General features: G+C 60.4%; 13 protein-coding genes and 2 pseudogenes. 4 read left to right on the forward strand and 11 right to left on the reverse strand.

What is annotated here, in order from left to right; all coding sequences use genetic code 11:
- The first annotated feature begins 18 nt into the window (after nt 1-18).
- Entirely contained in the window at nt 19-756 is a 738-nt protein-coding gene (locus tag ACO08A_RS02705) for a sugar transferase (protein ID WP_422039714.1), read from the forward strand.
- A gap of 13 nt (nt 757-769) precedes the next feature.
- Here ACO08A_RS02705 and aroQ read toward each other — a convergent pair whose 3' ends face one another.
- Entirely contained in the window at nt 770-1,213 is a 444-nt protein-coding gene (aroQ, locus tag ACO08A_RS02710) for a type II 3-dehydroquinate dehydratase (RefSeq protein ID WP_422039715.1), read from the reverse strand.
- Between the two features lie 199 nt (nt 1,214-1,412).
- On the opposite strand from aroQ, the gene ACO08A_RS02715 reads away from it, so the two are divergent.
- Entirely contained in the window at nt 1,413-1,634 is a 222-nt protein-coding gene (locus ACO08A_RS02715) for a hypothetical protein (RefSeq protein WP_422039716.1), read from the forward strand.
- A 19-nt stretch (nt 1,635-1,653) separates the two neighbouring features.
- Here ACO08A_RS02715 and ACO08A_RS02720 read toward each other — a convergent pair.
- Nucleotides 1,654-2,136, reverse strand: a pseudogene (locus ACO08A_RS02720) (response regulator).
- Between the two features lie 321 nt (nt 2,137-2,457).
- Here ACO08A_RS02720 and ACO08A_RS02725 point away from each other — a divergent pair.
- Nucleotides 2,458-2,637 (forward strand): hypothetical protein, encoded by a 180-nt coding sequence (locus ACO08A_RS02725; RefSeq protein ID WP_421981886.1) that lies wholly within the window; start codon nt 2,458-2,460, stop codon nt 2,635-2,637.
- A gap of 21 nt (nt 2,638-2,658) precedes the next feature.
- Here ACO08A_RS02725 and ccoS read toward each other — a convergent pair whose 3' ends face one another.
- From ccoS to ACO08A_RS02770, 9 genes and pseudogenes are all read right to left on the reverse strand, one after another.
- Nucleotides 2,659-2,823: a cbb3-type cytochrome oxidase assembly protein CcoS gene (gene ccoS / locus ACO08A_RS02730; RefSeq protein ID WP_422039717.1), complete on the reverse strand. Its 165-nt coding sequence runs from the start codon at nt 2,821-2,823 to the stop codon at nt 2,659-2,661.
- On the reverse strand, nt 2,823-5,078 hold the full coding sequence (locus ACO08A_RS02735) for a cation-translocating P-type ATPase (protein WP_422039718.1): 2,256 nt from the start codon (nt 5,076-5,078) through the stop codon (nt 2,823-2,825). Before ACO08A_RS02735 ends, ccoS begins: the two co-directional genes overlap by 1 nt.
- A gap of 10 nt (nt 5,079-5,088) precedes the next feature.
- A complete protein-coding gene (locus ACO08A_RS02740; RefSeq protein ID WP_422039719.1) occupies nt 5,089-5,601 on the reverse strand; it encodes a FixH family protein in 513 nt (170 codons plus the stop codon).
- 10 nt (nt 5,602-5,611) lie between these two features.
- Nucleotides 5,612-7,075 carry a cytochrome c oxidase accessory protein CcoG gene (gene ccoG / locus ACO08A_RS02745; RefSeq protein ID WP_422039720.1) on the reverse strand — a complete coding sequence of 488 codons (1,464 nt, stop codon included), beginning with the start codon at nt 7,073-7,075 and terminating at the stop codon, nt 5,612-5,614.
- Nucleotides 7,076-7,263: 188 nt separating this feature from the next.
- Nucleotides 7,264-8,142 (reverse strand): cytochrome-c oxidase, cbb3-type subunit III, encoded by an 879-nt coding sequence (gene ccoP / locus ACO08A_RS02750; protein ID WP_422039721.1) that lies wholly within the window; start codon nt 8,140-8,142, stop codon nt 7,264-7,266.
- Nucleotides 8,143-8,145: 3 nt separating this feature from the next.
- Nucleotides 8,146-8,301 (reverse strand): cbb3-type cytochrome c oxidase subunit 3, encoded by a 156-nt coding sequence (locus ACO08A_RS02755; RefSeq protein ID WP_297578633.1) that lies wholly within the window; start codon nt 8,299-8,301, stop codon nt 8,146-8,148.
- Nucleotides 8,302-8,306: 5 nt separating this feature from the next.
- Nucleotides 8,307-9,040 (reverse strand): annotated as a pseudogene (gene ccoO, locus ACO08A_RS02760) (cytochrome-c oxidase, cbb3-type subunit II).
- Nucleotides 9,041-9,054: 14 nt separating this feature from the next.
- On the reverse strand, nt 9,055-10,710 hold the full coding sequence (ccoN, locus tag ACO08A_RS02765) for a cytochrome-c oxidase, cbb3-type subunit I (protein ID WP_319386300.1): 1,656 nt from the start codon (nt 10,708-10,710) through the stop codon (nt 9,055-9,057).
- Nucleotides 10,711-10,953: 243 nt separating this feature from the next.
- On the reverse strand, nt 10,954-11,838 hold the full coding sequence (locus tag ACO08A_RS02770; protein ID WP_422039722.1) for a LysR family transcriptional regulator: 885 nt from the start codon (nt 11,836-11,838) through the stop codon (nt 10,954-10,956).
- Nucleotides 11,839-11,938: 100 nt separating this feature from the next.
- On the opposite strand from ACO08A_RS02770, the gene glyA reads away from it, so the two are divergent.
- A complete protein-coding gene (glyA, locus tag ACO08A_RS02775) occupies nt 11,939-13,261 on the forward strand; it encodes a serine hydroxymethyltransferase (RefSeq protein ID WP_422039723.1) in 1,323 nt (440 codons plus the stop codon).
- Nucleotides 13,262-13,360: the final 99 nt, after the last annotated feature.

The raw sequence follows: 13,360 nt of genomic DNA on the forward strand, positions 1-13,360 counted from the left end.
GCGTGGAGCTTGCAAAGCTTGGCAAACAAATCACTCAGATCCGACAAGCGCGCAAGTTTCCGGCAATCCGACACAGGCTCTGACTACAAGATCCACAGATCACATTTCGATCAGGACAATGAGCCGTTGCCTTGGACACCGGCTCCCGGATCCGGCAACAGGAAACTGAAAAGAACCCTCGACATTCTTGGCGCGGTCACTGGGCTGATCCTTTTGATGCCGCTTTTGCTGGCCATTTCCATCGCGATCAAGATCACAAGCCGGGGACCCGTCATTTTCCGGCAGGAAAGATATGGCCTGAACGGCGTTGTTTTCACAATTTTCAAGTTCAGAACCATGTACACCCATCTGGGCGACGGGTCCGGGGTTGAGCAGACCGTGTGCGGCGACCCGCGTGTCACACGGGTCGGTTCGTTTTTGCGCAAAAGCAACTTTGATGAATTGCCGCAGCTCGTGAATGTGCTCAAGGGCGAGATGTCGCTTGTCGGTCCGCGCCCGCACGTGCCGGGCATGCTGGCGGCCGGCCGGGACTATGAAGACTTTGATACAAGATACATGAACCGTCACCGGGTCCGTCCGGGTATCACGGGGCTCGCACAGGTCAACGGCTGCCGTGGTGCGACCACGGATCCGATATCTGCGCGCAAGCGCCTCGAATACGACCTGGAATACCAGGAAAGACAGTCGCTGTTGCTCGATCTCAAGATCATCGCGCAGACGATCGCACGCGAATTCCTGCACGGAAACGGATACTAGGGTCCAGGGCCGCTCAGGTCTCCTGAAGCAGCGTGGCGGCGCGCCTAAGCGCCAACAGGTACCCTTCGATCCCGCAACCGGCAATAACAGCATCCGCGCGCTGCGACACGTAGGAGAAGTGCCTGAAGGCCTCCCTTTTGTGTATGTTGGAGACATGCACTTCCAGTACGGGAAAGTGGCATGCGCTCAGCGCGTCCAAAATCCCGATCGAGGTATGGGAATAGGCCGCCGGATTGATGATGATCGCCTGGGCCGCTTCGCGCGCCTCCTGCACCCAGTCGATCAGGTCGTGTTCCGCATTGCTCTGACGGAAGACGATTTCGAGCCCGAGTTCCCGGGCAAGCGAGACACACATCTCATTGACGTCATCCAGCGTCTGATGACCGTAAATCTCGGGCTCCCTCTTCCCCAGCAGGTTGAGATTGGGTCCGTTCAGGATATAGACGACTTTAGGCATATGAGTCCCTTGATATCATTCCGGTAAGATGTGCCTAAACTGCGCAATTTTCCAGCAATTCCCGGCAATTCTCCACACAGGGCTGTGGACGGTTGCCGCCGTCAGACGAACCTGGAAGATGGTCTCTTGCACCAGTTGTATTTACACCGTATTAACCATGATTATTCATCGTGGCAGAAACACAATCCGACGGAAAATCATGATTAAGCTGCGTGAAAGACTGGACACCCAGGAAGCCCTCATGGAAGCGATCGAAGGATACCAGCACCTTCCGATCGATACACTGTCACAGTTCTTGCTCGACAACTATACGGTTGATCTCGACGTTCTGGCTCAGTTTGCGAATGCTCTGGAGGTCAGGGCGAGCGAAGTGGCCCGAATTGGCGAAAACGCAGCTGCCAGCGCACAATCCGCAGCCTGAAATCAGGCGGTTCCCGAACCTATCCGATTGCCGTGACGTTTTCTTCAGGTCCGTCGGCGGCCTGCCCCTGCGGCTGGCCCGGAGGCCCGCCCTGCCAGATTTTCTGCCTGTTCCTGATCTCTCTTGGCGCCGGACCGAAGTAAGTCGCCGTCTTGATGAAGTCCCGCGGGTGCAGGATCACGCTCTAAACGCGCTGGTAAAGAGACTTTGCCGAGATCGGCTTGGACAACAACTCGTGCACGCCCAGCCGGCGCGCTTCCACGATCCGGCTGCGTTCGGTATGCGCCGTGACCATGATGATCGGTATGTAGGCGAACGGATTGTTCGGACTGCGGATCATGCGCACCATGTCCGCGCCATCCAGGATGGGCATGACCCAGTCCAGGATGAGAATGTCCGGGTTGGCACGGTCCATCGCTTCGAGACCGGACGCACCGTCTTCGGCTTCCACAATGCGGCGTGCGCCGAAGCCCTGCAGCATTGTCCGCAGGATCGTACGCATGTAAGCACTGTCTTCGACCAGCAAAAACGTCAAAGAGGCAAGATCGAGGCTCACCAAACCCTCCTAGTTTCTCTCGTCTTGACATGAAAATCTGAAGATTGGGTTAGCCGTGAAACGCTCCCGACCGCCTCTGCCGCCGGAAATTGCACATGGGACACGAGCCGTCATTCGTGACCGTGATCGCGCAAACAGCGGATGTCAGGTTCACCACTTGGTAATGTTGCCCGCAGTTAACTCTTTAGAACACAACGGATTAACGTGACTTTCAGAGCTGTCGATCATCCTAGGCTCGCAATCAGAAAAACGAGAAACAATCTTTCGATGATCACGAGCCTAATGACCACAGATCCGGACAAGAGCAGACAAGACGAGCAGCTCGCAGGAAGTCACGAGCCTTCCGCGAAGGACTCGAACGGATCGCGCGAGAACCTGCTTCTGTTCTCCGGGGTCGGTCTCGTGCTTCTGGCCGTGGCCATGGCGCTTTCCAACATTTTCGCCTGAACTTCGGCTGCGCGCCGCCGTTCACGAGCGATCGCGATTACCGGGCAGGTCGTCGTCATCCAGAATGCGCCACTTGGCGCCTTCAAGGTCATCATACTGGCCGCTCTTGAGCGACCAGAGAAAAGCGCCCAGTCCAAGACCTCCCAGAAGAAGCGCTATCGGGATCAGGTAGATGAGGACGTCCATCAGCCTTGCCTCTCTATTGGAACTGGCCGGCCGGTGACGTCTGCGCCTGAAGCGTTTCGATTGCCCTTGTCGCGCCACCTCAGCTTGAGAGCATTGGCCGTGACCGCGATCGAGGATGCGGACATTGCCACCGCTGCCATGAGCGGTGTGACGAAGCCGGCCACGGCGATCGGGACGGCCACCACATTGTAAAGCGCCGAAATCCAGAGGTTCTGTTCAATTGCCGCGCGTGCCCTCTTTGACAGGCGCAGGGCATCGGCAACCGGCATCAGCCTGTCACCCAGGAAGACGGCATCGGCCGCCGCCTGGCTCAGATGAACCGCAGAGACGGGTGACAGCGACACATGTGCTCCGGCAAGCGCCGGCGCATCGTTGAGGCCATCGCCGACCATCAGAACCTTCCGACCCATCGCCTGAAGTTCCTCCAGCCGTGCAATTTTCTGCGCCGGTTTCATGGCGGATTGCCAATCGGCAATTTCGAGCGTCCTGGCACAATCGGCCACGGCGGGCCGGGTGTCTCCGGACAGGATCTCCAGCCGATAGCCACGTTTCCTGAGGACGTCGATGACGTCCTTTGCATCCGGCCTCAGACTCTGGCGGAAAGTCAGCAGGCGCACCGGCCGGTTCTCCTGCCTGATCGCCAGCAAGGACGCACCGGGAACGCGCGCAAGCGCGGCTTCGATCTCGAGATCGGAGGCGCCACAGAATTGCGGACTGCCGAGCCGCAGTCTTTTGCCACCGACTGTTGTTTCCAGTCCGGCACCGGGGATCTCTTCCACGTCCGGCAGCGGCACAAGGGCACCGGTTGCCTTCACCAGTGCCGCAGACAGCGGATGGCGGCTCGCAAGCGCGAGACGGCCGCCGAGCGCGATTGTTTCGTCTGCCGGATCGATGCCCGCGCAAAGTTCGGGTTCGGCCCGGGTCAGAGTGCCTGTCTTGTCAAACAGGATCGTGTCCACCTCGGCGAGACGCTCGATCGCATCCCCCGAATTGAGCAGAACGCCGTTGCGGAACAGTTGGCCCGACGCCACTACCTGAACCGCCGGGACGGCCAAGCCCAGAGCGCATGGACACGTGATGATCAGAACGGAAATCGAAATGACAAGTGCCGGCTGCCAGCTCATTCCGGCCAGAAGCCAGCCGAGGAACGTCAGAGCCGCAGCTCCGTGCACCAGGGGTGCGTAGAGACGCGCGGCCCTGTCCGCGATCCGCACATAAGCAGACTTCGCCTGCGAGGCCGTCTCCAGCAACCGGTTGACCTCGTCGAGCAACGTTGCCCCGGACGCCGCCTCGACCCGAACCTGCAAGGCCCCCGCCCCGTTCATCGTGCCGGCATAAATTCTCTGTCCCGGATTGACCGGAACCAGAACGCTTTCACCCGTGACCAGGCTCTGATCGATTTCGGACCGGCCGCTTTCGACGACACCATCGACCGGGACGCGTTCGCCGCCGGAGACGAGAACGAGATCGCCGGCGGCAATCTTGGAAAGCGGGACTTCCCGGACGGTTCCGTCCGGTCCCAGGCGGGCAGCGACTTCGGCTTTGAGAGCAGCGATGTTTTCAGCAAACGAGCGCGTTCGCCCCCGCATGTTGTGATCGAGATAGCGGCCGACCAGAAGGAAAAACAGCAGCATGACCGCGGATTCAAAATAGGCATGATGGTGATGCTGAAGCGTTTGCACCACGGAAAGCGCGACGGCCAGGAAGACCCCGATCACGATCGGAACATCCATGTTGAGCCGGCCGGCGGCGAGCGCACCAAACGCGCTCTTGACGAACGGGCGCCCCGCATAGGCGACCGTCGGCAGCGCGATAAGGGCCGACAGCCAATGGAAGAAGTCGCGTGTCTCTGGCGTGATGTCGGTCGCGTTGCCCGACCACACGGAGACCGACAGGAGCATGATGTTCATGCCGGCGAAACCGGAGACCGCGAGACACCTAAGGAGCTGTTTGCCGGTCTTGTCCTGGCGATCCTTCTGGCTGGCGGGGTCAAACGGATGCGCCGTGTAGCCGAGCCGGGAAAGTTCCCGGACGATTTCCTCCGCACCGGTCTGATCCTCGACCCAATCGACCGCAAGCCGCTGGCTGGTCAGGTTGACGCGCGCGCTGCGGATGCCGGGCAAGCGCTTCAGACCGCGTTCAATGTCGCCCATGCAGGCTGCACAGGTTATCCCCTCGACGGCAAGATCCATGTGGACCGCGCCGTCATCCGCCGGGGTTATGAAAGCCTGCCAGTCGCGCTGATGTCCCGTCACGATGCACGCCTCAATCGCTGATGAAAATGCGGTTCTCGGACTTGAACCTGCGGGCCCCGTCCTGCTCGATTTCCAGGACCAGGGTCCAGTTGCCCGATGCCAGCTTGTCGACCTCGCCGACATATCGTCCACCGCCGTCTGCTCGCAGAACCGCGGTCACGTCCTCGTTTTCCTGTGCCGGGTGCCGGAGCGCCGCATTGACGGTAATGCCGTAGAGGGGAACCCCTTGTGCGTCCATCGCCGTCACGACGAGTTTTGCACCGTCCGCAGACAAACGCGTGATTTCGCCTGACACCTGCCACCCCAGCCCGGCCTGCGCCTTGGCCGCGGCGATTTCCTGATTGTAGGCCTGGCCGGCCTCATAGGAACTGTCGACCACGACGCCCGGAAAGGATCCGAGCGCGAGGTAAAGGAAAATTCCATTTGCCGTGAACACGACACCGAAGAAGCAGAGCAGCCAGGCCAGAACGGTCTTGCCCGTGATCGCCTTTGGATCCTTCATGTTCGATTGAGCCATCGTCATTTCATTCTCCTCAGGGCTTGTCCGGTGCTTTGAACGTGTCTTTCGCCGTCACGACTTCGCCCATCACGCTTTCGGTGATGCGGAAGGTGACCGGCGTCGAATGCGGCATGTCCGCCCCCGGGGGGGAGCTCACCAGGACACGAACCTCGCGCGTGGTGTCGGGTCCGACCTCGACGATCGGCCGTCCGGCAAAGACAGACTCCGCGCCGACCGCCTCGACCAGCGTGTTCGGCGGCATGCCTTCGACATGCAGCATGAACGCCCTCTGGTGGCGGCGCTTGTTCGACAGGCGCACCGTATAGCCGTTTCTGACGGACCCGTCGGACTGTTCGACGAACACGGGGTTCCGGTCGTGCAGGACGCTGATGTCTGCGAAATCCCGGTTGAGCAGCGCGAACAGCATGATGGCACCGACCAGGGCAATCACCGCTGCATAAATGACCGTTCGGGTGCGGACGATTTCGTAAACCGGCTCCTTGCCTTCGAGGCGGCGTTCGATGTTCTCATCCGTGTCGTAGGCGATCAGACCGGTCGGCTTGCCGATCTTCGTCATGATGTTGTCGCAGGCATCGATGCAAAGGCCGCACTGGATGCAGTCCAGCTGCATGCCCTTTCGGATGTCGACGCCGGTCGGACACACCTGGAAGCACTGGTAACAGTCGATGCAGTCACCGGCTGGCAGACCCTGGGCCTCCAGCTTCTTGTTGTGCTTCAGAGACCCACGCGGTTCACCCCGGTCCCAGCGATAGGTCACGTTGAGTGCCTTCTCGTCGGTCAGGGCGGCCTGAATGCGCGGCCAGGGGCACATGTAGATGCAGACCTGCTCGCGCATGAAACCGGCAAGCAGATAGGTCGTCGTCGTCAGGATGCCGATCCAGACATAGGCGGCCATCGGTGCCTGGAACGTCAGAAGCTGCCAGACCAGCGTCGGTGCATCGTTGAAATAGAGAACCCATGCGCCGCCGGTCCACCAGGCGATCATGAGCCAGAAGAAGTGTTTCGTCGCCCGCTTGCGGACCTTGTCGAAGGTCCACGGATCCTTGTCGAGCGCAATGCGTTCACGGCGGTCGCCCTCGATCTTGCGCTCGACCCACAAGAACAGGTCCGTCCAGACCGTCTGCGGACACAAATATCCGCACCAGATGCGTCCTGCGACCGCATTCATGAGAAACAGCGCAACGGCCGCGATGATCAGGAGACCGGTCAGGTAGTAGACTTCCTGCGGCCAGATCTCGATGAAAAAGAAGTAGGCCCGGCGGTGCTCCATGTCGATGAGAACAGCCTGGTCCGGGGCATCCGGTCCGCGGTCATAGCGGATGAACGGAAGGAAGTAATAGATCCCGAGCGTGATGAAAAGCAGCGCCCACTTGATCCTGCGAAACAGGCCGTGGGTGGCCATGGGGTAGATTTTCTTGGCCGACGCAAACCACTCTTCGGAATGTTCGCCCTCATGCGTTTCGGTGTCCGCAGACATACCGTCCGTCCTCTCAAACGCGATCCTGCCCCAATAGGATCCTGGTCAAAGCAAGAGCGGGGTTCCCGCTCCGGAGTGCAGATCTTAACCGGCACTTCCTGAAGTTAATCCGGCGCAAAGCGTCACACCTTGCGCCGGATCAAATGTTCTGCGCGATCCGGCGGTAATGCCGCATCCTCACACCGCCATTACTGGCCGCCCCCGAAGGAGTGCACGTAGACGGTCAGCGACTTGATGGTCGCCGGGTCAAGGCGCTCGACCCAGCCGGGCATCACGCCGTTGCGCGGATTTGCAATCTGCGCCTTGATCTCCTCAAGCGAGTTTCCATAAAGGTAGTTCGCAGACATCAGGCTGGGTGCACCGACCTCCTGAATGCCTTCAAGGCTGTCGCCGTGACAGGCGGCGCAATTGTCCTCGTAGAGCACCTGACCGGCCGCAAGATCGATCCCTTCGTCCGTTTCGACGCCCGCCCGGGCGGCAACGAAATTGGCGACCTGATCGATCTCCTCCTTGCTCAGCAACTCGTCGGCACCGAAGGCCGGCATGTCACCGATGCGCGCATCGTCATTGTCGGAGCGGATGCCGTAGAGCAGTGTCGTATGGATATCGTCGAGCGTACCGCCCCAGATCCAGGTGTCGTCCTGCAGGTTCGGATAGCCTTCCGAACCGGTGCCGCCTGCCCCGTGACAGGGCGCACAGTTGTCGCCGAACGCCGCCTGGCCGTTGGCCAGTGCGAATTGCAGCAATTCCTGGTCCTTGGTGATGTCTTCCAGGGACGTGGCAACGATCTTGTCGGCGAACTGGGACCGGTCGGCGACGCCCTTGTCATAGGCGGCGATGGCCTCCTGGCGCTGGTTGGCGCCCAGGACACCCTTGGTGTAGCTGGAAACCAGCGGCCATGACGGGTAAAGCACCCAGTAGATCACGGCCCAGACCACCGTTGCGTAGAAGATGTAGAGCCACCATTTCGGCAACGGGTTGTTCAGTTCCTTCAGGCCGTCCCACTCGTGACCGGTGGTCTCGACCCCGGAGATCTGGTCGACTTCCTTGTTGTGTGTGTCTGCCATCAATCAGTCCTCACGGAACGGGATCTGAGCAGCATCGTCGAACTTTTTCCGGTTCTTCGGCCACAATGCGTAGGCCAGAACGATGCCAAACAGGATCATGAAATAGATAAGGCCCCAGGTCTGTGCGAAGCCTGCGAAGGCGCTATAGGTCTCGTTCATCGCACTTACCTCGCGTTTGCTGCGTCATCGTAGATGGAGAAGTCGACCATGGTGCCGAGCACCTGCAGATAGGCGACGAGTGCATCCATCTCGGTGACTTCCCTCGGATTGCCGTCGAAGTCCCGGACCTTGGCGTTCGGCCAGCGTTCCTCGAAGTCGTAGGCCGCGTCGGAGTCCGGCATGGCCTGGCCCAGAAGGTCAGATGCCGCATTCTCGATCTGCTCCTCGGTATAGGGAACACCGACGATCGCATTGGCGGAAAGATGAGCCTTGATGTCCCGGGCGTTCACCCGGTTTTCGCCAGGAACGGATAGCCCGGCATGATGGAAGCAGGCACCAGCGAGCGCGGATCGACCAAGTGTTCGACGTGCCAGTCGTCGGAGTATTTTCCGCCGACACGCGCCAGGTCCGGTCCAGTCCGTTTCGATCCCCACTGGAACGGATGATCATACATGCTTTCCGCAGCGAGCGAGAAGTGACCGTAGCGCTCCAGCTCGTCCCGCATGGGGCGGATCATCTGCGAATGACACAGATAACAGCCCTCACGGATGTAGACGTCGCGTCCGGCCAGTTCCAGCGGCGTATAGGGCCGCATGCCTTCGGTCTTCTCGATCGTGCTCTTCAGGTAGAAAAGAGGCGCGATTTCGACCAGGCCGCCAATGGCGACCGCGACCAGGATTCCGACGAGAAGAACGAAGGAGTTCTTCTCGAAGACTTCATGTTTTTTCCATGCAGACATTCAGTGTCCCTCCCTTATTCGGCCGGAGCCAGGGAGCCGACCGGCGTGGTGTCGGCTTCTTCAGCCTCACCATGACGGACAGTCATCCAGAGATTGTAGGCCATGATCACGGCGCCAACCACGAAGAGCGCACCACCGAGAGCACGGATGATGTAGAAGGGATGCATCGCCTCCACGGTTTCCACGAAGGAGTACTCCAGGAAGCCGAGGCTGTCGTAGGCGCGCCACATCAGGCCCTGCATGATGCCGGACACCCACATTGCGGTGATGTAGAGAACGATCCCAAGTGTCGAGAGCCAGAAGTGCCAGTTCACCAGTTTCAGCGAATAGAGGCCCCTCTTGTTCCACAGCCATGGTACCAGGCAGTAGATCGCACCGAAGGAGATGTATCCGACCCAGCCAAGCGCACCTGAATGCACGTGACCGATTGTCCAGTCAGTGTAGTGCGACAGCGAGTTGACGGAGCGCAGGCTCATCAGCGGACCTTCGAAGGTCGACATGCCGTAGAAGGCGACAGAGACGACCATCATGCGCAGGACCGGATCGGTCCTGAGCTTGTCCCAGGCACCGGACAGCGTCATCAGGCCGTTGATCATGCCACCCCAGGACGGCATCCACAGGATGATCGAGAAGGTCGCACCGAGCGTCGACGCCCATTGCGGCAATGCCGTGTAGTGCAGATGGTGCGGACCGGCCCAGATGTAGATGAAGATCAGCGCCCAGAAGTGCACGATCGACAGACGGTAGGAGTAAACCGGACGATCGGCCTGCTTCGGAATGAAGTAGTACATGATCGCCAGGAAGCCCGCGGTCAGGAAGAAGCCCACCGCGTTGTGGCCATACCACCACTGAACCATCGCGTCCTGAACACCCGACCAGACGATGTAGGACTTGGTCGAATAGATCGAGACCGGGATGGTCAGGTTGTTGGTGATGTGCAGCATGGCGATGGTGACGATGAACGCCAGGTAGAACCAGTTGGCCACATAGATGTGCGGTTCCTTGCGCTTCCAGAGCGTGCCCAGGAACAGGAGCAGATACATGACCCAGACGATGGTCAGCCAGAGATCGGCGTACCACTCGGGCTCCGCGTATTCCTTGCTCTGGGTGACGCCGAGCAGATAGCCCGTTCCCGCGATGAGGATGAACACGTTGTAGCCGAGGATGACGAACCAGGGCAGAATCTTGCCCGGCATGCGCACGCGGCAGGTCCGCTGGACCACATACATCGATGTCGCCAGCAGCACGTTACCGCCGAAGGCGAAGATCACCGCGGAGGTGTGCAGGGGACGCAGGCGGCCGAAATTCGTCCAGGGAAGATCGAAGTTCAATGCCGGCCATGCCAGCTGCAACGCGATCACGAGACCGACGGTGAACCCGGCCAGCCCCCAGAACATTGCCGCGATGGTTCCGAACTTGACCGGCCCCATGTTGTAGTTCGGTTTTCCGTCGATTTCGGCCGGGATCGGTTCGCCGCCGTCGTCGAAGAAGTTCTTGAAGATCAGGAAGACACTGACTGCGGCGAGCAATGCGCCCAAGCCAGCGTGAAAAGCCATGACCTGATCAAAGGTTTTGCCTGCAATAATTATGCAAGCGAATGCAAGCAGCACGAGGAAGATGGCGAATCCCCCCTCCTCGAGCGAGACCAAACCGGTCCTTTTTTGTGCCATTTCAGCGCCCCAGTTCTTAGAATCCATGCAAGGTGCCAACGATGGGACGACCATGCGCACGACTCCCAACGAGCCGCGTTGATTCATATCAAGAGGGGTCTTACGGCATTCGAAGATGTGAAAATTGCCCGCACAATGTCGCACGGCGCAGGCACGTTGTCGCAATCGTAGTTTTGCGTACAGGGCCTTCCGAAGGCAAACGCCTGTACCGCTCATCCGATGCCCAGCACCGGCGGACCGGCTTCAGGAACGCGTGTCTGTCAGGGTTTCGATGACCGTTTCCAGAATGTCGGGATTTGCGGTTCCCGGCTGAATCCAGATGCAGATTTTCCGCGGCAGGGGCACCGGCTGCGTGAACGGCGCCACAAGATCGCCGTTGTGCAGATGCGCTTCAACAAGTGCCTTGTGTGCCATCAGCACCCCCGCCCCGTTCAGCGCTTCCTCCAGGGCGACCGCGTAGAGCGAATAGGCCGGCCCTTTCGGCACGAAGTCCTCTCCCGGCATTGCCGAGGCCGCCCAGTCGGACCAGTCGCTCTCCCAGGCCGTGTCCGTCAGGCACACCGCATGTTTCAGATCGCGCGGATGGGTCAGCTTTTTGGCGATTTCCGGCGTACAGACCGGAAGCAGCTCGTCGGTTTCAGTCCAGACCTGCCGCCCGCTCCTGCCGTCGCCATAAAACAGGCAGATATCGAACGGCACACGCTTGAGATTGGGGGGCGTTTCGAGAGCCGTGACGGAGACGTCGATATCAGGAAGGATCTGGCGCAACAGAGGCAGCCGAGGAGCGAGCCAGAGCTGCGCCAGAGCAGGAAGCGCCGCGATACGGACCTTGTGGGGCGCTGCATCCTGCCGGAGTTCATGCACAGCTGTGGCCAGACGATCGAAGACGTCGACAAATCCCGGCAAGGCCCGCTGACCGAGCGGCGTGAGCACGACGCCGCGCGCGCCCCGCACAAAAAGCGGTGCACCGAGTTCCTCCTCCAGCGACTTGATCTGCGCGGCAACCGCGCCAGGCGTCACACCGAGTTCCGCAGCAGCAAGCGCGAATCCCCCAAGGCGCGCTGCGGCTTCGAAGGCGCGCAACGCGTTGAGCGAGGGAATGCGGGGTGTCGGTGGAGCAACCGGCATAAAATGACCTATTTTTTCTAGCCCTTATTTTTCTAAAATCTCGTTTGCGAATTTGCAAGCGGACGCGCACTCTGGGATCAACACGCTTGGAGGATCTTCAATGTCAGTACACGAACTCAAGCCATGGCTGCCGCAGGACGTGGCAACAAGGATCGACGGGATCAGCACGGCAACGCGCGGGCTGAGCTCGGATCTGATCGCCGGCCGCATCGATCATCTGGTGGATGAAAACCGGAAGATCCACGAGCGGGACTGCTTCAACCTCAATCCGGCAACCAATGTGATGAACCCGAAAGCGGAAGCGCTTCTGGCCAGCGGCCTCGGCTCGCGACCTTCGCTCGGGTATCCGGGCGACAAGTACGAGATGGGCCTTGAAGCGATCGAGGAGATCGAGGTGATCGCGGCGGATCTCGCCTGCGAGATCTTCAACGCGCAACATGCCGAAATCCGGGTCGCGTCCGGCGCGCTCGGCAACCTTTATGCCTTCATGGCGACCACCAAACCCGGCGATGTTATAATCGCGCCGCCCGCATCCGTCGGCGGCCACGTCACGCACCATGAACCGGGATGCGCCGGGCTCTACGGTCTCGAAATTCACGAAGCCCCGGTGGATGCCGACGGCTACACCATCGACCTGGCAGGCCTGCGCGACATGGCACACCGGTTCAAGCCGAAACTGATCACCATCGGCATGAGCCTAAATCTCTTCCCGCATCCGGTGTCAAGCATCCGGGCAATCGCCGACGAGGTCGGTGCGTACGTTCTTTTCGATGCGGCGCACCAGTGCGGCATGATCGCCGGCGGTGTCTTTTCCGACCCGCTTGCCGAGGGTGCGCACCTGATGACGATGAGCACCTACAAGAGCCTGGGCGGCCCCGCAGGCGGGCTAATTGTCACCAACGATCCGGACCTTGCCCGGAAACTGGACGCAATCGCCTTTCCCGGCCTGACGGCCAATTTCGATGTCGCCAAATCCGCTGCGCTTGCCGTCTCGCTGCTGGACTGGCGGGACTTCGGCGCCGGCTATGCCCAGGAAATGGTGGCGTCTGCCCAGGCGCTTGCACGCGCCCTTGCAGCTGAAGGCATCCCGGTGTTCGAAACATCGAAGGGGATAACAGCGTCGCACCAATTCGCAGTGGAAGCGGCGGCCTTCGGTGGCGGGCAGACCGCGTCGAAGAAACTGCGCAAGGCCGGATTCCTTGCCTGCGGCATCGGGCTGCCGGGCGCGCCGGTCGACGGGGACATGAACGGATTGCGGATCGGCACGCCGGAACTGGTGCGCTGGGGCATGACCTCCGCCGACATGCCGCGCCTTGCCGGCCTGATCGCCGAGGCCTTGCGTGCCAACGACCCAGAGGCGATGGCGGCAAGAGTGTCCGCCTGGCGGCAGGAATTCGCAGCGCTGCACTTCGTCCGGACCTGAGCGCGCCGCGTGCGTTCTGGACGCCAACACGACATTGTGCGGATTTCGGAAGAGACAAACGGGCGTTGTTTCCTGTGGGGAACACTCGCTCTGCGCTCT

The sequence above is a fragment of the Roseibium sp. genome, assembly GCF_965232425.1.
Lineage (GTDB): Bacteria > Pseudomonadota > Alphaproteobacteria > Rhizobiales > Stappiaceae > Roseibium.